The sequence below is a fragment of the Methylobacterium sp. 10 genome, from assembly GCF_000519085.1.
Lineage (GTDB): Bacteria > Pseudomonadota > Alphaproteobacteria > Rhizobiales > Beijerinckiaceae > Methylobacterium.
In genome coordinates this window covers 1,001,969-1,017,584 of the sequence record NZ_KI912577.1, presented here as the reverse complement: position 1 = coordinate 1,017,584, position 15,616 = coordinate 1,001,969, and the positions used below count along the sequence as shown (strand labels likewise).

The window sequence follows — 15,616 nt, the reverse complement described above, 5'->3', positions numbered from 1 at the left end:
AGAACGATGGCCGCCGACACGGTCGACCCACCCCATGACGGGCCGATGACCTTCGAGGGGGTCGTGGCCCAGGCCCGCCGCCTCGCCGCCGCACCCTACCGGCCCGCTCCGGAGGATCTCCCGGCCCCCCTCGCCGGCCTCAGCTATGACGGCTATCGGGCGATCACCTTCCGCCCCGACGCGGCCCCTCGCCTGGGCGGTTCGTTCTCGTTGCAGCTGTTCCATCGCGGTTTCCTGCAGAAGAAGCGAGTCGCCCTGTTCCTCCAGCCGCCGGACGGACCGCCGCAGCCGATCCTCTATCAGTCGAGCCTGTTCGATCTCGGCTCCGACCTCGCCGGGCAGGATTTTCCGCGCGATCTCGGCTTTGCCGGCTTCCGGCTGCATCACGCCTTCGACGATGCGAAGCCGGCTCATCAGGAAGAATTCCTGGTCTTCCTCGGCGCCTCGTATTTCCGGCTGCGCGGAAAGATCCAGGAATACGGCCTGTCGGCGCGCGGCGCCGCGATCCAGACCGGCGGTCCCGGAGCGGAGGAGTTCCCGGACTTCACGGCGTTCTGGATCTGCGAGCCGAAGGCCGAGGCCCACGCCGTGACGATCCTGGCGCTCCTCGATTCGCCGAGCCTGGCGGGCGCCTACCGCTTCGTGGTCGAACCCGGCGAGACCTCGCGGATGGTCGTCACCGCCTCGCTGCATCCCCGCGCCGCCATCCCGCGCCTGGGCCTCGCGCCGCTGACCAGCATGTTCCTGCACGGGCAGAACGGACCGGGCGCGCGTGGAGCGGAGCGCTTCGACGATTTCAGGCCGCAGGTCCACGATTCCGATGGCCTCGTGGTTTCTACCGGGGACGACCGCCTGTGGCGCCCCCTGAGCAACGGACGGCGCGATCCGCAGATCTCGGCCTTCCGGGTCGATCCCCTAGAGGGGTTCGGGCTTCTCCAGCGCGAGCGAAGCTTTGCCGCCTATCTCGACGTCCAGGCCCGGCACGAGGCCCGGCCCGGCCTCTGGGTCACGCCCCAGGCGGGGTTCGGCGCCGGGGCGGTGCAGCTCTTCGAGATCCCGTCCCGCGAGGAGTACATGGACAACATCGTCGCGGCCTTCGTGCCGGCCGCACCCGTCACGGCGGGGAGCGCCCTCGACCTCGCCTACACGCTCGTGACCGTCGGGGCCGAGCCGGACACCGCCGTGCTCAGCGCGCTGGCCCGGGTGGTCTCGACCCGGGTCGGTTCGGCCGAGCGCCTGCGCCCGACCACGCCGCCGAGGCCGGAACGGCGCCTCTACGTCATCGATTTCGAAGGACCCGGCCTGCCCACCGGCCATGACGGGGACATCGCGGCCGAGGTCTCGGCCAGTGCCGGCACCATGGTCGATCCGGTGGTGGAGCGGGTGCCCCAGACCGGGGGCTGGCGCCTCTACGTGGAATGGCGCCCGCCGACGCCGCTGCCGCCCGGCGACGTCATCCTGCGGGCGCGCCTCATGCGCGGCGGTCGCCCGATCAGCGAGACCTGGGACAACGCTGCCTGATCGCCGATCTGACGACTTGGCGAGTTGCCGCAGGGATCGGAACGGGAGGACCGGTCGGGGATTCTCAACTTGGAACACCACCAGGTTGCGGAGCCGCCCGGGTCCCTCAGGGCCTTCGAAGCGCCTCGGGGCGCGGCGTCCGCCATCCCGCCGGAGCAGCACCCTTGGCGATCGAGACCCCCTACCTGCGCTACACGCCCGCCATCGAGACCCCCGAGGCCGACGAGGCCGAGACCAGCCGGTCCCTGAGCGAGACCATGCGGTCCATCAGCGAGACGACCCTCGCCCATGGCGGCCATGCCATCCGCAGCGTCCACGCCAAGGCGCATGGCGTGCTGAAGGCGGAGTTGGCGATCGCCGCCGACCTGCCCTCCGAGCTGGCGCAGGGCCTGTTCGCGACATCGGGGCGCTATCCGGTGGTGATGCGCTTCTCGACCATCCCCGGTGACATCCTCGACGACAGCGTCTCCACTCCGCGCGGCGTGGCGATTAAGATCGTCGGCGTGGAGGGCGAGCGTCTCGAAGGGTCGGAGGGGGATGCCACGCAGGATTTCGTGCTCGTCAACGGCCCGGCCTTCTCCGCACCCGGACCGAAGCAGTTCCTGGCGACCCTGAAGCTCCTCGCCAAGACCACGGACCGGGCCGAGGGGCTGAAAAAGGTCGCATCGGCGGCGTTGCGCGGCGTGCAGAGCGCGGTCGTGGTGGCCACCGGTTCGCCGAGCCCGACCCTGGCGACGCTTGGCGGACAGCCGGAGACGCATCTCCTGGGCGACAGCTTCTACAGCCAGGTCCCGCTGCGCTTCGGCGATCACATCGCCAAGATCGCGCTCATCCCGGTCTCGCCGGATCTGACGGCGCTCACCGACACGCCGCTGGACGACACCAGCGCCCCCAATGCGATCCGCGAGGCGGTATTGGCGCATTTCCGCACCCATGGCGGCACCTGGGAATTGCGGGCGCAGCTCTGCCTGAACCTCGACGACATGCCGGTGGAGGACGCCTCCGTGGTCTGGCCCGAGGAGGCGAGCCCCTACCGCACCATCGCCACCCTCACCGCCGGGCCGCAGGCGAGCTGGAGCGAGGCCCGGGCGGCTTACGTCGATGACGGCCTGTCGTTCAGCCCGTGGCACGGCCTCGCCGCGCATCGGCCGCTGGGCGGCATCATGCGCATGCGCAAATCGGCCTACGAGATGGGCAAGCGCTTCCGGGCCGAGAAGAACGGCCGCCGCATCGAGGAGCCGAAGAGCCTCGACTCGCTGCCGGAGTAAAGCCGGACGTTGCCGCGATGCGACAGGGCGGCGGCGATGATCGGGACGGGACCATCTCGCAATTGACCGTCCCGTCGCGGCCGACCTAGCGTGGCCGCGACGGTTCCCCTCCGGGGGATCAAAAGGGAACGCGGTGAGGATCTTGCATCCGATGCCGCGGCTGCCCCCGCAACTGTAAGCGGCGAGCCCATCATCAACACGTCACTGGATGCTCCGGCATCTGGGAAGACGATGAGAGGGCGGTGACCCGTGAGCCAGGAGACCTGCCGTCAGTCGTGGTCACACGCGAAACGCATCGGGCGGGGTGTCCTGGTGGGGTGTCGGGGCGTTCGCATGTCGCGAACGCATCGGCTTCGTTCGCGGTGACGTGCCACTGCCGTCGCCCGAGGTTCCTGCCGTGTCCGCCCATCCTCCACGCGCTCTCCATCCCCTCCTCGTCCTCGCGCTCATGACATCCGCGTCACCGGTCCTCGCCCAGGCCGGCGCGGCGACCACCGCCGAGGCGACCCTCGACGAACTCTCGGTGGCCGCCGACATGCGGCCGCCCCCTGCCGCTGCCGGTCCCGGTCTCGGTGGGGCGACGGGCGGAGCCGGCGGGGCCGAGGCGTTCGGCGCCCTGTCCGCCCCCGCGCTGACGTCGAGTTCCGGCGTGATCACCGGCAAGGCCCTCAACGACCGCCCGGTCACCCGCCCCGGCGAAGTGCTGGAGGCCGTGCCCGGCCTCATCGTGACCCAGCATTCCGGCGAGGGAAAAGCCAACCAGTACTTCCTGCGCGGCTTCAACCTCGACCACGGCAGCGACATCGCCATTACCATCGACGGCATGCCCGCCAACATGCGCACCCATGGCCACGGCCAGGGCTATGCCGACATCAACTTCCTCATTCCCGAGCTCGTCGGCGCGGTGGAGTTCCACAAAGGCCCGTACTTCGCCCGCGACGGCGATTTCGCCTCCGCCGGCTCGGTGCGGATCGACACGATCGACGCGGTGCCCCGCCCTCTCGCGCTGACCTCCCTCGGCAGCTTCGGCTACAAGCGGGCCCTCACCATCGCCTCCGCGCCCCTCGGGGAGGGGACGCTCCTCGCCGCCGGCGAGGCTCAGGTCTATGACGGACCCTGGGTGGTGCCGGATGCCATCCGCAAGCTCAACGGCGTGCTGCGCTACAGCCAGGGCACGGCCCTCGACGGGTTCTCCCTCACCGGCATGGCCTATTCCAACCGCTGGACGGCGACGAACCAGGTTCCGCAGCGGGCCATCTCCGAAGGCCTGATCGGCCGCTTCGGCACCCTCGACCCGAGCGATGGCGGCGATGCGAGCCGCTTCTCCCTGTCGGGCCGCTGGAGCCGGTCCGACGACGGCGGCGTCACCCGCGCCAGCGCCTACGTCATCCGCTCGAACCTCAACCTCTTCAACAACTTCACCTATTTTCTCAACGACCCGGTCAACGGCGACCAGTTCCGCCAGCTCGACAGCCGCACGGTCGCCGGCGGCGAGATCGCCCGGGTGTTCAAGGGCGAGGTCTTCGGTCTCTCCATGGAGAACGAGATCGGCGTGCAGACCCGGTTCGACGACATCCATGTGGGCCTGTTCAACACGCGGGCGCGCACCTCGCTCTCCACCGTGCGCGACGACCGCGTGCAGGAGGGCAGCGCCGCCCTCTACGTCGAGAACCGCCTGCGCTGGACCGACTGGCTGCGCACCAGCGTCGGCCTGCGCGCCGACGCCTACGACGCCACGGTGAAATCGAACAATCCGCTGAATTCGGGCCACGCGCGCGACGGCATCGTCAGCCCCAAGCTCGGAATGGTGCTCGGGCCCTGGATCGGGACCGAGCTGTTCGTGAATTACGGCGAGGGTTTCCATTCCAACGACGCGCGGGGCGCGACCATCACGGTCGATCCGGGCAATCCCCTCTTCCCCCTCGACCGGGTGCCGCTGCTGGTGCGCTCGGTGGGCTCGGAGGTCGGAATCCGCAACCGCTCCATCGCCGGTCTCGAATCCACCGTGACCCTGTTCCAGCTCGATTTCGACTCCGAGAATCTGTTCGTGGGCGATGCCGGCACCACCGAGCCGAGCCGCCCGAGCCGGCGCACCGGCATCGAGTGGACCAACCACTACGCGGTGACGCCCTGGCTCGCCGTCGATGCCGACCTCACCGTCACCCATGCGCGCTTTGCCGACCGCGATCCGGCGGGGAGCCGCATCCCCGCCGCCCCCACCGCCATCGCGGCGGCGGGCCTTACCCTCGGCGAGTCCCTCGGCTGGTTCGGCACGCTGCGGCTTCGCTATTTCGGTCCGCGCGCCCTGATCGAGGACAATTCCGTCCGCTCGAAGCCCACCACCCTGGTGAACGGCCGCATCGGCTACAATTTCGACAACGGCGTCACCGTGCAGCTCGACATCCTCAACCTGCTCAACGTCAAGGCGAGCCAGATCGATTACTTTTACGAGTCGCGCCTGCGCGGTGAGCCCGCCGGCGGGGTGGCGGACACGCATCTCCATCCGGTGGAGCCGATGGCCGTGCGGCTGACGGTGGCGGGGCGGTTTTGAATGCGTGCTGGCCTCGTCCGGGCCGCTGCCCGTAACGCCCGTGCTGGGAACACCTTCCGACGACATGGAAACCGTTTCGTCGGGATAAGTCGTTTCGTTGCAGCGAGTTATGGCATCAGCCTCGATCCGGGCAGGGCTGCTACGCCTCGGATCGGGATTTTGTATTATCCATTTAAGTTTGCCTCTACTTGCCTAGTACAATCAACAAAGCGTGATTGCCGGCGTTTTTGACCATTTGGTCTAACTATCGCGTTGACTGTCGTTTTTGGGAGGCATATCCCCCTCTTACCGGCAACGGAGCCGATATTGACAAGTCAAAGACGACAAGGAACACAGTCATGAAGATGTTGATGAGCGCCGCCATCATCGTGTCCGCAATGATCACCGCAGCTGATGCAGCTGAAATGCCGGTCACCAATACGATCAATAGTGTGAACGATACCAGTTCGGTGAGTGATTTGATAACCAAGGTGGCATGGGTCGGACGTTACGGTCAGCTCTGCAGTCATGGCCCGGTCTGGATGGCGTCATGCCACGGGTCCGATCGGCCTGGACCCTACATTCAGGGCCATTGGAACCCGATGCGCACCCGCTGGATCCCCGGTCACTACGTCTGAGCTCTCCAGTATTCACATCGCTCGCCGTAGTATCGAGGCGCCGGCTTTGGAACGGAAAAGCAGAAACCCATCCGTCGTCTGAACGGATCGGGTTTCGTGCGACCGATGCGGTCGTGGACGGCGCCGCTGTCCCGATCCGACATCATCCGAAACCGGACTGCGAACCGAAAGGTCAATCCCATGAAAACCAGCATCCTCGCGGCGATCGGCCTGTCGGCGGTCGCGTTCCAGGCACAGGCCGCCGGCATCCATACGGCCGCTCCCATCACGATCAGGACCGAGGTCTTCGGGCGCCCGCCCTATTCCGGGGCGACATATTACATTTATCAGCAGAACAGCAAGGTCATCTGCACCAAGCTCGCCACCTGCAACAAGTACAACGATTGCGAGACGAAGTACGTCGAGGGCGAATACAAGGATCCGGACGATGCCGATGACGGCGCCCCGTTCGGCACCACGCCGGCCACGATCATCCCGCACGCCGCCCTCGGAAAGCACGCCTGCCTCACGAGCTTCAACCTCGTCGACGCCCGGTGAGGCGACGGTCTCCGGCCCGACGAGCCGAGAGAGCTCCGTCGAGCCGGTCTCCCTCATGCGAGGGGGGACCGAGCCATCCCAAGACGGAGTACTTCGCCGGATGTGCATGGCCGAGACCCGGCCGGTCGTTCCGATTGAACTCGTATCCCGGTTCTCGGTTGATGCCGCGCTGCCCGCTTGGGCACCACCATCTTCCACCCGGAACAAGAACTTCTGCGTGCGCTTGCTGGTATCCACCTCCGGGGTGAAGACGTTGCCCCGGCTGTCCACGTCGAGATTGTGGACTCCATGGACCTCGCCGGGCTCGGATCGACGGTGCCGCTTTCCGGCATGCGAGGCCCCGAGCGACCCCCTTCGGCTACGCGGACGGCAGCGATCCGGGGCGGAGATACGCGAACATGTGAGGCACGTAATCGGCCTTGCCGAGCGCGATACCGTGATGCCGCAAGATGGCGTAGGCGGTGATGACGTGGAAGTAGAACTGAGGCAGAGCCCAATCCCGAGCGTATTGTTCGCCGGTCATCTCGAACGTGATGGTGCCCGGAAGCTCGATCGCGATCTGCCGGGTCGCGCCGGCATCGAGGGCATTGTCCGAAAGGCTGTCCAGACGCGCCAATGCGTCGGCGATACGAGCCCGTGCATCCGCGATTGAACCGGGCACGTCGCCGGCATTGCGCCCCTCGGCCGCCACGGCCGCAAGCGATTGAGGAATGTCTTCACTGCGAAGGCGGAACGTCGCTTCCTGAGCTTGGTAGGCGGCAAAGCACACTTGTGACGCCAATGGGTACATGTCCGGTGCCAGACGGGCCGACAGCAGACCATCGGCCCGATCCACCACCTGCTGCTCCGCCTTGTCCAGCAGCCCGGCCAGCGTCTGCAACATGTTCCTGTAAGTCGGTACCAGAAGGTTAGTCAGCGACATAGTCAGTCTCGCGGCGACGGCTACTGTCAGGCCTACCCTACTTCCGTGAGAGCGAACACCCTGAGTCGAGGCCCACTTCTTCGCATGCCGATCTCTACGGCCCCACAGCCCGCTTGCGCACCACCAACTCTCCCATAAGAAGAGCTTCTGCGCGTCTTCCCGTGTCCGCCTCCGTCGTGAGAACACTGCTCCGGCTGGCGATGTCCTTGCACCTGACCATGGAGGGACGGTTCCGGGGGAGGATGAGACCGATGATGGGTGCAATGGGTGAGGCGCCGGAGATTCGGAGCGCTGCCGACTCGGTGCTGGAGCTCTATCAGGAGCACGCCACCGCCTGGATCAAACGGCGCGGAAACGACCGTCTCGAGCGATCATGGCTGGATGCGTTCCTCACGGCTATGCCGAGGAACGGAGGTGACGTTCTGGATATCGGCTGTGGTGCTGGCCAGCCGATCGCGGGCTATCTGATCGAGAATGACTGTCGTCTCACCGGGGTGGACGGTGCCACGGCATTGATCGACATCGCGAGAGAGCACTTTCCTCATCAGACATGGCTCACGGCCGACATGCGCGCCTTGCCGCCGCTGCCGCGATTCCATGGGCTCGTCGCTTGGCACAGCGTCTTCCACCTGAAACCCGACGACCAGCGTCCGATGTTCGAAACCTTCGGCCGCCTCGGCCATCCTGGCGCGGCCCTGCTTTTCACCTCCGGTCCCGCACAGGGTGAAGTTACGGGCGTTTTCGAGGGGCGACCGCTGTATCATGCCAGTCTCGATGCGGCCGAGTATCGCCATCTGCTGCAAGCCAACGGCTTTAAGGTGCTCAAGCATGTCGAAAACGATCCGACCTGCGGCGGAGCAACGATCTGGCTGGCTCGGAAGGTGCCGGATGCTGATTGCTAGGGGCTCACCCAGAAGAGGCGGGCTCGCCCCCGCCTTTATCTCGGATTCGGCGTCAAGGCCCCACGGCCCGCTTCCGCACCACCATCTCCCCCTTGAACAAGAACTTCTGCGCGCGCTTGCCGGTGTCCACCTCCGTCGTGAACACGTTCCCCTTGCTGTCCACGGCGAGGTTGTGGACCCAGTGGAAGTCGCCGGCCATGCGGCCGTTGCGGCCGAAGGCGCCGAGCACTTCGCCGGTGTCGCGCTTCAGGGTGCGGACCTCGTTGTTGGCGCCGTCCGCATTGAGGAGGTAGGTCTGGTCGGGGTCGGGCCAGAGGGCCAGTTCCCAGACGGAGCCGTTGGCGCGGGTGTTCTTCTCCACGAAGAACTCCTTCACGAAGCTGCCGTCGCGGTGGAACACCTGGACCCGGTCGTTGGCCCGATCGCAGACATAGACCAGCCCGTCGCGGGCGATCTGGACGCAATGGACCGGGTTGCGGAACTGCTGCGCCGGTGCGGCGGCCGGGTCGTAGGCCGGCAGCGCTTCGTCGGTGGGCGGCTTTCCGTAGGCGCCCCACATCCGCTTGAACGCCCCGGTCCCGGCGTCGAACACGATGACCCGGTGGTTGAAGTAGCCGTCGGCGACGAAGAGTTCGTTGGTCTCCGGGTCCACCTGCATGGCGGCGGGGCGGCCGAGGCGGGTGGTGTCGAGGCTGTTGGTCTGCGGACCCTGTTTGCCGATCTGCAGGACGAATTTGCCCTCCGGCGTGAATTTCAGGATCAAGCCATCCTGTTCGCCATTGCCGGCGAGCCAGACGAAGCCCTTGTGGTCGATATGGATGCCGTGCTCGTTCTGCGGCCAGTCATAGCCTTCGCCCGGCCCGCCCCATGACCGGACGAGGGTGCCCGCCTGGTCGAAGACCAGCACGGGCGGAGCGGGGTGGCAGCATTTGGTGCGCGGCGGGTCGAGGCTCGCCGCCTTCTCGTCGTCGGTCAGCGAGCGGGGCCTCTGCACCACCCAGATCCGGTCCTCGGCATCCACGGCGACGCCGGAGGCCTGGCCCATGATCCAGTTGTTCGGCAGGGGTTTGGGCCAGGCCGGATCGACCTGGAATGTCGGAGGTTCCGCCGAGGCCGCCCCCGCGAAGGCGACGACGAGCGCGGCCAGAGCAAGCCTGAGCCTCATGCGATTCTCTCCCTGACCCGTTTGTTCTTTCGACAAGTCTCCGCTGCGACGAACCCCTTGTCCATTGCGGGCAAGCGCGATCGACGTCCTCTTTCGCGACAATCGGTATCGACATGGGGGGCTTTGTCACGAACACGTCGGCCCGGGAGCCCGGCGGGGCGGCCGGATGCGGTTTGACCGCTCTCCGGCCCGGCCTGTAGACACCGCGACCCCTTCACGCGCGCGAGGATTCCATGGCCGCCATCACTGCAACCATCGCGGCGGAGCTCAAGGTCGCCGAGCGGCAGGTGAGTGCGGCCGTCGAACTCCTCGATGGCGGATCGACGGTGCCGTTCATCGCGCGCTACCGCAAGGAGGTCACCGGCGGCCTCGACGATTCCCAGCTCCGAGACCTCGAAGAGCGCCTCGCCTATCTGCGCGACCTTGAGGCGCGCCGCGCCGCCATCCTCGAGAGTATCGACGGGCAGGGTAAGCTCGACCCTGGCCTCAAGGCCCGCATCCTCGGCGCCGATACCAAGGCGCGGCTCGAAGACCTCTACCTTCCGTTCAAGGTGAAGCGCCGCACCAAGGCGCAGGCCGCCCGCGAGGCCGGGCTCGGCCCCCTGGCGGAGACCTTGCTCGCCCATCCCGAACGCGTACCGGAACAGGCTGCCGGCGCCTTCGTCGATGCGGGCAAAGGCGTCGCCGATGTCGAGGCCGCCCTGGAGGGCGCGCGCACCATCCTGATCGAGCGGTTCGGCGAAGACCCGGAACTGGTGGGAACCTTGCGCGACACGGTCTGGCAGCGTGGCCGGATGACCTCCACCGTCAGGAAGGGCAAGGAGGCGGCCGGCGAGAAGTTCGCCGATTATTTCGATTTCTCCGAACCGCTCACGCGCCTGCCCTCGCACCGCATCCTGGCCCTGTACCGGGGCGAGAAGGAGGAAATCCTCGACCTCGACATCACCGATGCCCCCGGCGACGTGGCCGAGAAGGGCGTGCCCTCCTGGCAGGAACTGCGCATCGCCCGCGCCTTCCGCATCGGCGATCACGGCCGTCCGGGGGACCGCTTCCTGATGGAGACCGTGCGCCGGACCTGGCGCACCAAGCTGAAACCCGCCCTCGACACCGACCTGCGCGCGCGCCTGCGGCAGGTGGCCGAGACCGGGGCCGTGGGCGTCTTTGCCGGCAACCTGCGCGACCTGCTGCTCGCCGCCCCCGCCGGAGCCCGGCCGACTCTCGGCCTCGATCCCGGTTTCCGCACCGGGGTGAAGGTCGCGGTGGTGGATGCCACCGGCAAGGTCGCGGCCACCGAGGTGATCTACCCGCACGAGCCGCGCCGCGACTGGAACGGCGCCCTCGTCGCCCTGGCCAGGCTCTGCCGCGCCCACAAGGTCGAACTCGTCGCCATCGGCAACGGCACGGCCTCGCGGGAGACCGACAAGCTCGCCGCCGAACTCATCGCCAAGCAACCGGAGCTGAGCCTCACCAAGGTGATGGTGTCGGAGGCCGGCGCCTCGGTCTACTCGGCCTCCGCCTATGCCAGCGCCGAATTGCCGGGCCTCGACGTGACCCTGCGCGGGGCGGTCTCCATCGCGCGGCGCCTGCAGGACCCCCTCGCCGAACTGGTGAAGATCGAGCCGAAGGCCATCGGCGTCGGCCAGTACCAGCACGACCTCGCCGAGGGTCAGCTCTCCAAGGCCCTCGACGCTGTGGTGGAGGATTGCGTGAACGGCGTCGGCGTCGACGTGAACATCGCCTCCGCGCCCCTGCTCGCCCGCGTCTCCGGCCTGTCCGAGCGGGTGGCGGCCAATATCGTGACGACGCGGGACGAGAAGGGCCCGTTCCGCACCCGCGCCGGCCTCAAGAAGGTCGCCGGCCTCGGCCCCAAGGCCTACGAGCTCGCCGCCGGCTTCCTGCGCATCCGCGACGGCGACGATCCCCTCGACGCGTCCGGCGTGCATCCGGAAGCCTATCCGGTGGTGCGCCGCATCCTCGCCGCCGCCGGGCAGCCCATCCAGGCCGTCATCGGCAACGGCCCCGTCCTGAAGAGCCTCGACCCGAAGCGCTTCACCGACGAGACCTTCGGCCTGCCCACGGTCACCGACATCCTGGCGGAGCTGGAAAAGCCCGGCCGCGACCCGCGCCCTGCCTTCAGGACCGCGACCTTCCAGGACGGGGTGGAAAAGATCTCGGACCTCCGCCCCGGCATGCGCCTCGAAGGCGTCGTGACCAACGTCGCCGCCTTCGGCGCCTTCGTCGATATCGGCGTCCACCAGGACGGTCTCGTCCACATCTCGGTCCTGGCCGACCGGTTCGTGAAGGACCCGCGCGAGGTGGTGAAGCCCGGCGACGTGGTGCAGGTGCGCGTCGTCGAGGTGGATGCCAACCGCAAGCGCATCGCGCTCAGCATGCGCTCGGAGGAAGCGGGCGCGGCGCGACCGGGGCGACAGGAGGAGCGCTCCTCCTCACGGCCCCAGCAGAGACCCGCGCCGGCTCCGGCGCCACGCGGCCCGGCTCCGGACGGCGCGTTCGCCGAGGCCCTGCGCCGGGCGGCGGAGGGCAAGGACCGCGGACGCCGTTGACGGAGGCGTGCGTCTCCTCTCCCAGGAGACGATTTCGGGTATTTTGGGCGCGATCCGGATCCAGGCATCGGCTCTGAATCCCGTGATCGGGCTCTCGGCTGGACGGTGAGCGGTCATCGCGCCGTTCTTGAAAGCTTAGCTGGGACCGTCGTGGAAGGACGACCGACGGCTCATCCCCGGCATCCGGCACGTCGCGTAAAGACCTCCGGCTGTCGCTGGCCCGAGCGGTGAAGAGGAGTCCAGAAGCAGCTTATCGTTACGTCTTGAGATTTGATTAACTTAGCGATCAAACAAGACAATGGGGTCAAGGGCGATTTGGTTCTTGCGGCGTTGGTGGGCTGCACGAGCGTAAGAGACGATCATTTTCTTACGATCCGCTTTTTAACAGAAGTGAAAATCTACGATGGTTCACCAGCTCGTCTATTATAGCCGTAACATCGTGCAGGGTAATGACCGCGCAATGCTTACGAATTTGCGGGATATCGTTTCCGCTTCTCAGCGTAATAATAGCAGGGACGGGATCACCGGCTTCCTCATTTTCGACAAGACGTGGTTCATTCAGATTTTAGAGGGTGACCAAGCCCAGGTGAGTGCCACCTATACTCGTATTGCACGCGACCCGCGCCACGCCACTGCAACCATCATGGATGCGCGCAATGTTCAGGGACGCGCCTTCCCCAACTGGACCATGGGCGGCGCGATGCGAACGCCAGAGGTGGAAGAAGTCTACCTGCAGCACGGTATCGGAAGCGCGATCGAGCCGACACGCCTGAAGAGCGCTCACGTCATCAATCTCGCCCTCGATCTTCAGGCCTTCGATGCGGCCAAGCGTCAGGCGCAGCGTCTCGCCAGCTAGCCCCGGCAGCTGAGGGTTCGCAGAGTGCACCTACGGCCATGGGTTCCGCTCGTCACCGTCTGGATAATCTGCAGAACCGGCCGTGACGGCTGAGACGGGATCGGCGGCTCAGCACGCCGCCACGTTCACCGCGAGGCCGCCGAGCGAGGTCTCCTTGTACTTCGCCTGCATGTCGTGGCCGGTCTGGCGCATGGTCTCGATGACCTCGTCGAGGCTGACCCGGTGGATGCCGTCGCCGCGCAGCGCCAGGGAGGCGGCCACCACCGCCTTGTTGGCGCCGAAGGCGTTGCGCTCGATGCAGGGGATCTGGACGAGGCCGCCGATCGGGTCGCAGGTCATGCCGAGATGGTGCTCCATGGCGATCTCGGCGGCATTCTCGATCTGGAGGGTGGAGCCGCCCAGCAGCGCGGCGAGGCCGGCCGCCGCCATGGCGGCCGCCGAGCCGACCTCCCCCTGGCAGCCGACCTCGGCGCCGGAAATCGAGGCGCGGCTCTTGATGAGGCCGCCGATGGCGGCCGCCACCAGCAGGAATTCGCGGCCGCGCTCGTCCGACCAGCCTGGGCAGAAGTCGCGGGCATAGCGCAGCACGGCGGGGACGATGCCGGCGGCGCCGTTGGTGGGGGCGGTCACCACCCGGCCGCCGGCGGCGTTCTCCTCGTTCACCGCGAGGGCGAACAGGCTGATCCAGTCCATGATCTCGTGGGCCGGCCGGGCGTTGAGGTGGCGGTTCGCCTCCAGATCCTCGAACAGCTTCTTGGCCCGCCGCCGCACCTTGAGGCCGCCGGGCAATTCGCCGGTCTGGCGAAGCCCCCTGTCGATGCAGGCGAACATCGCGTCGCGGATGGCGTCCAGCCCCTCGTCGATGGCCTCGCGGCTGCGGCTCGCACCCTCGTTGGCGCGCTGGACCTGGGCGATGGAGAAGCCGGTGCGCAGGCACGTGGCCAGGAGATCGGCGGCGCTGGCATAGGGGAGCGGAAACTCCACCGCCTCGCCCGCGCGGACCTCCTCCTCGCCGACGACGAAACCGCCGCCGATGGAATAGCAGGTGACCGTGTCGAGGACCGTGCCCTGCCCGTCGAGGGCGCGGAAGCGCATGCCGTTGGTGTGCACCGGCAGCACTTCGGCGAAGTTGAAGACGAGATCGGTCTCGAGGGCGAAGGCCGGTCCGCCGAGGCCGAGCCGGCCCGTCCGCTTCGCCTCGGCCACGTACTCGTCGACCCGGTCGGGGTCGATGGCGGAGGGGCTATGGCCGAGGAGGCCGAGGAGGATGGCGACGTCGGTCCCGTGCCCGCGTCCGGTCCAGGCGAGGGAGCCGAAGATCTCGGCGCGGATCCGGGCGAGACCGGGACGGCGCCGCGTCCGCTCGCGGAACGCGAGGGCCGCCACCATCGGCCCCACCGTATGCGAGCTCGACGGGCCGATCCCGATCTTGAACAGGTCGAAGGCGCTGATCATCGGTCCCGGTCCGTCTCATCCGCAACATCGCGCGGCGTCGCGACCGCTCGTCTCATCGGCCTGATCTGAAGATCGGGCCTCGTCTTCGCAAGTGCGAAGCCAGTTCCAGGACGGCGGGATCATTCCTTGCCGGCCACCTCGTTGTCGTCGCGGGCGCGGTGCAGGAGGAAGATCGAGATCACCATGGTGAGGATGAGCCCGGACAGCACCCCGAGTTCGATCATGGAGGCGCGGAACAGCGCCTCGCGCTCGGCCGTCATCGGCGCGTGCATCACCTCGGAGGATTGCAGGGTGATGACGAGGACGCGCCGGATCGAGGCGATCAGTCCGACGATGAGGAAGGGCTCGCAGGTGAGCTTGCCCGAGCGCATCGAGACCCGCACCGTGTGCAGGATCTCCACCAGCATCAGCAGGAACAGCAGGCTGTCGACGATCTTGAGGAGTTCGCCCGAGCCCCCGAGATGGCGGATCGCCCCGAAGAGCAGGCCCGTCGCGTCGATGAGCGCGAGGATCGCCGTCCCGGCGAGAAGCAGGCCGAGGGCGGCATAGACCGCGTGTTCGGTATGCAGAAAGACGAAGGCCGAGATCCGGGTCAGCCGCCCTTCCTGCTCGCTGTCTTGCGCCATGTCTCGCCTCCCTTTCCTTCAACTGTGGCGAAGGAGGCGAGAGTCCAGGCTCGGTGCCGGGATTCGCGCGTCAGTGGAAGAACGGCAGAAAATGCGGCGCGTAGAGGCCGAAGCCCAGCATCACGAGGCCGGCGAGGCCCAGGAACCCGCCGGCCAGCGTCAGCGCGGCGATGCCGGTGATGACCTGGGCCGAGGCGAGCACGATGCCGATCTGGAAGGCGGCCGAGCCGAACTCGTAATGGTGGTAGCGATGGAGCGCGAGGTCGCGGTGCTCCTGCGAGGACCGCGCCTTCTCCTGCAGCTCCTTGCGCCCGTCGCCGGTGGCGGGGTCCGATTCCCAGCGGGCCATGGTCTTGGCCCATTCGGCGCGCTTGGCCGCGATGGCCGGTGCGTTGGCCGTCTCCGGCGGGATCAGGGCGAGGGTCTCGTCGGCGGTCTTGAGGATGGTGCCGCGGATGGTGCGGGCCTGGTAATAGGCCCATTGATTGGAGGATTCGACGTTGGCGCTGAGCGCTTCCGTCTGCGCACCCTTGGCCAGGGTCTCGGCCAGCGCCAGGAACAGCGCCAGCACCGAGATCAGCAGCGCGACCTTCTTGTTCGAGCCCTCGATGGCTCCATGACCCGACATGCCG

General features: G+C 67.4%; 13 protein-coding genes and 1 riboswitch. Of the genes, 8 read left to right on the top strand and 5 right to left on the bottom strand.

Annotated features, from left to right (window positions below):
- The first annotated feature begins 45 nt into the window (after window positions 1-45).
- The 5 genes from K368_RS0104610 (at window position 46) to K368_RS0104590 (ending at window position 6,494) form a co-directional block, all read left to right on the top strand.
- A complete protein-coding gene (locus tag K368_RS0104610; protein WP_027171360.1) occupies window positions 46-1,521 on the top strand; it encodes a glucan biosynthesis protein in 1,476 nt (491 codons plus the stop codon).
- A 164-nt stretch (window positions 1,522-1,685) separates the two neighbouring features.
- Entirely contained in the window at window positions 1,686-2,789 is a 1,104-nt protein-coding gene (locus K368_RS0104605; RefSeq protein ID WP_027171359.1) for a catalase family protein, read from the top strand.
- Between the two features lie 83 nt (window positions 2,790-2,872).
- A riboswitch (cobalamin riboswitch) is annotated at window positions 2,873-3,075 on the top strand.
- A 162-nt stretch (window positions 3,076-3,237) separates the two neighbouring features.
- Entirely contained in the window at window positions 3,238-5,340 is a 2,103-nt protein-coding gene (locus tag K368_RS0104600; protein ID WP_051440002.1) for a TonB-dependent receptor, read from the top strand.
- A gap of 338 nt (window positions 5,341-5,678) precedes the next feature.
- Window positions 5,679-5,957, top strand: a complete 279-nt coding sequence (locus K368_RS0104595) for a hypothetical protein (protein WP_027171357.1) — start codon at window positions 5,679-5,681, stop codon at window positions 5,955-5,957.
- A gap of 180 nt (window positions 5,958-6,137) precedes the next feature.
- Window positions 6,138-6,494, top strand: a complete 357-nt coding sequence (locus K368_RS0104590; RefSeq protein ID WP_027171356.1) for a hypothetical protein — start codon at window positions 6,138-6,140, stop codon at window positions 6,492-6,494.
- Between the two features lie 358 nt (window positions 6,495-6,852).
- Here K368_RS0104590 and K368_RS0104585 read toward each other — a convergent pair whose 3' ends face one another.
- The gene (locus K368_RS0104585; protein WP_027171355.1) at window positions 6,853-7,416 is read right to left on the bottom strand and encodes a DUF1993 domain-containing protein; all 564 of its coding nucleotides are present in this window, start codon (window positions 7,414-7,416) and stop codon (window positions 6,853-6,855) included.
- Between the two features lie 251 nt (window positions 7,417-7,667).
- Between K368_RS0104585 and K368_RS0104580 the strand changes: the two genes are divergently transcribed.
- Complete coding sequence (locus K368_RS0104580; protein ID WP_245259501.1) at window positions 7,668-8,318, top strand: class I SAM-dependent methyltransferase; 651 nt, start codon at window positions 7,668-7,670, stop codon at window positions 8,316-8,318.
- 52 nt (window positions 8,319-8,370) lie between these two features.
- Here the strand turns inward: K368_RS0104580 and K368_RS0104575 are convergent, their stop codons facing one another.
- A complete protein-coding gene (locus K368_RS0104575) occupies window positions 8,371-9,483 on the bottom strand; it encodes a hypothetical protein (RefSeq protein WP_027171353.1) in 1,113 nt (370 codons plus the stop codon).
- Between the two features lie 233 nt (window positions 9,484-9,716).
- Between K368_RS0104575 and K368_RS0104570 the strand changes: the two genes are divergently transcribed.
- Both K368_RS0104570 and K368_RS0104565 read left to right on the top strand, forming a co-directional pair.
- On the top strand, window positions 9,717-12,047 hold the full coding sequence (locus tag K368_RS0104570) for a Tex family protein (RefSeq protein WP_027171352.1): 2,331 nt from the start codon (window positions 9,717-9,719) through the stop codon (window positions 12,045-12,047).
- 403 nt (window positions 12,048-12,450) lie between these two features.
- Window positions 12,451-12,903 carry a BLUF domain-containing protein gene (locus tag K368_RS0104565; protein ID WP_027171351.1) on the top strand — a complete coding sequence of 151 codons (453 nt, stop codon included), beginning with the start codon at window positions 12,451-12,453 and terminating at the stop codon, window positions 12,901-12,903.
- 108 nt (window positions 12,904-13,011) lie between these two features.
- Here the strand turns inward: K368_RS0104565 and K368_RS0104560 are convergent, their stop codons facing one another.
- The 3 genes from K368_RS0104560 to K368_RS0104550 form a co-directional block, all read right to left on the bottom strand.
- Window positions 13,012-14,358: an L-serine ammonia-lyase gene (locus tag K368_RS0104560; RefSeq protein ID WP_027171350.1), complete on the bottom strand. Its 1,347-nt coding sequence runs from the start codon at window positions 14,356-14,358 to the stop codon at window positions 13,012-13,014.
- A gap of 119 nt (window positions 14,359-14,477) precedes the next feature.
- Window positions 14,478-14,984: a phosphate-starvation-inducible PsiE family protein gene (locus K368_RS0104555; RefSeq protein ID WP_027171349.1), complete on the bottom strand. Its 507-nt coding sequence runs from the start codon at window positions 14,982-14,984 to the stop codon at window positions 14,478-14,480.
- A gap of 70 nt (window positions 14,985-15,054) precedes the next feature.
- Complete coding sequence (locus K368_RS0104550) at window positions 15,055-15,612, bottom strand: DUF4337 domain-containing protein (RefSeq protein WP_027171348.1); 558 nt, start codon at window positions 15,610-15,612, stop codon at window positions 15,055-15,057.
- Between the last annotated feature and the right edge of the window lie 4 nt (window positions 15,613-15,616).

Excerpts from the sequence above, each read along its gene's own strand:
- K368_RS0104595 (WP_027171357.1), top strand. The coding sequence starts at position 5,679 with ATGAAGATGTTGATGAGCGCCGCCATCATCGTGTCCGCAATGATCACC.
- K368_RS0104590 (WP_027171356.1), top strand. The coding sequence starts at position 6,138 with ATGAAAACCAGCATCCTCGCGGCGATCGGCCTGTCGGCGGTCGCGTTC.
- K368_RS0104575 (WP_027171353.1), bottom strand. The coding sequence starts at position 9,483 with ATGAGGCTCAGGCTTGCTCTGGCCGCGCTCGTCGTCGCCTTCGCGGGG.
- K368_RS0104610 (WP_027171360.1), top strand. The coding sequence starts at position 46 with ATGACCTTCGAGGGGGTCGTGGCCCAGGCCCGCCGCCTCGCCGCCGCA.
- K368_RS0104580 (WP_245259501.1), top strand. The coding sequence starts at position 7,668 with ATGATGGGTGCAATGGGTGAGGCGCCGGAGATTCGGAGCGCTGCCGAC.
- K368_RS0104585 (WP_027171355.1), bottom strand. The coding sequence starts at position 7,416 with ATGTCGCTGACTAACCTTCTGGTACCGACTTACAGGAACATGTTGCAG.
- K368_RS0104555 (WP_027171349.1), bottom strand. The coding sequence starts at position 14,984 with ATGGCGCAAGACAGCGAGCAGGAAGGGCGGCTGACCCGGATCTCGGCC.
- K368_RS0104550 (WP_027171348.1), bottom strand. The coding sequence starts at position 15,612 with ATGTCGGGTCATGGAGCCATCGAGGGCTCGAACAAGAAGGTCGCGCTG.
- K368_RS0104565 (WP_027171351.1), top strand. The coding sequence starts at position 12,451 with ATGGTTCACCAGCTCGTCTATTATAGCCGTAACATCGTGCAGGGTAAT.
- K368_RS0104600 (WP_051440002.1), top strand. The coding sequence starts at position 3,238 with ATGACATCCGCGTCACCGGTCCTCGCCCAGGCCGGCGCGGCGACCACC.
- K368_RS0104560 (WP_027171350.1), bottom strand. The coding sequence starts at position 14,358 with ATGATCAGCGCCTTCGACCTGTTCAAGATCGGGATCGGCCCGTCGAGC.
- K368_RS0104570 (WP_027171352.1), top strand. The coding sequence starts at position 9,717 with ATGGCCGCCATCACTGCAACCATCGCGGCGGAGCTCAAGGTCGCCGAG.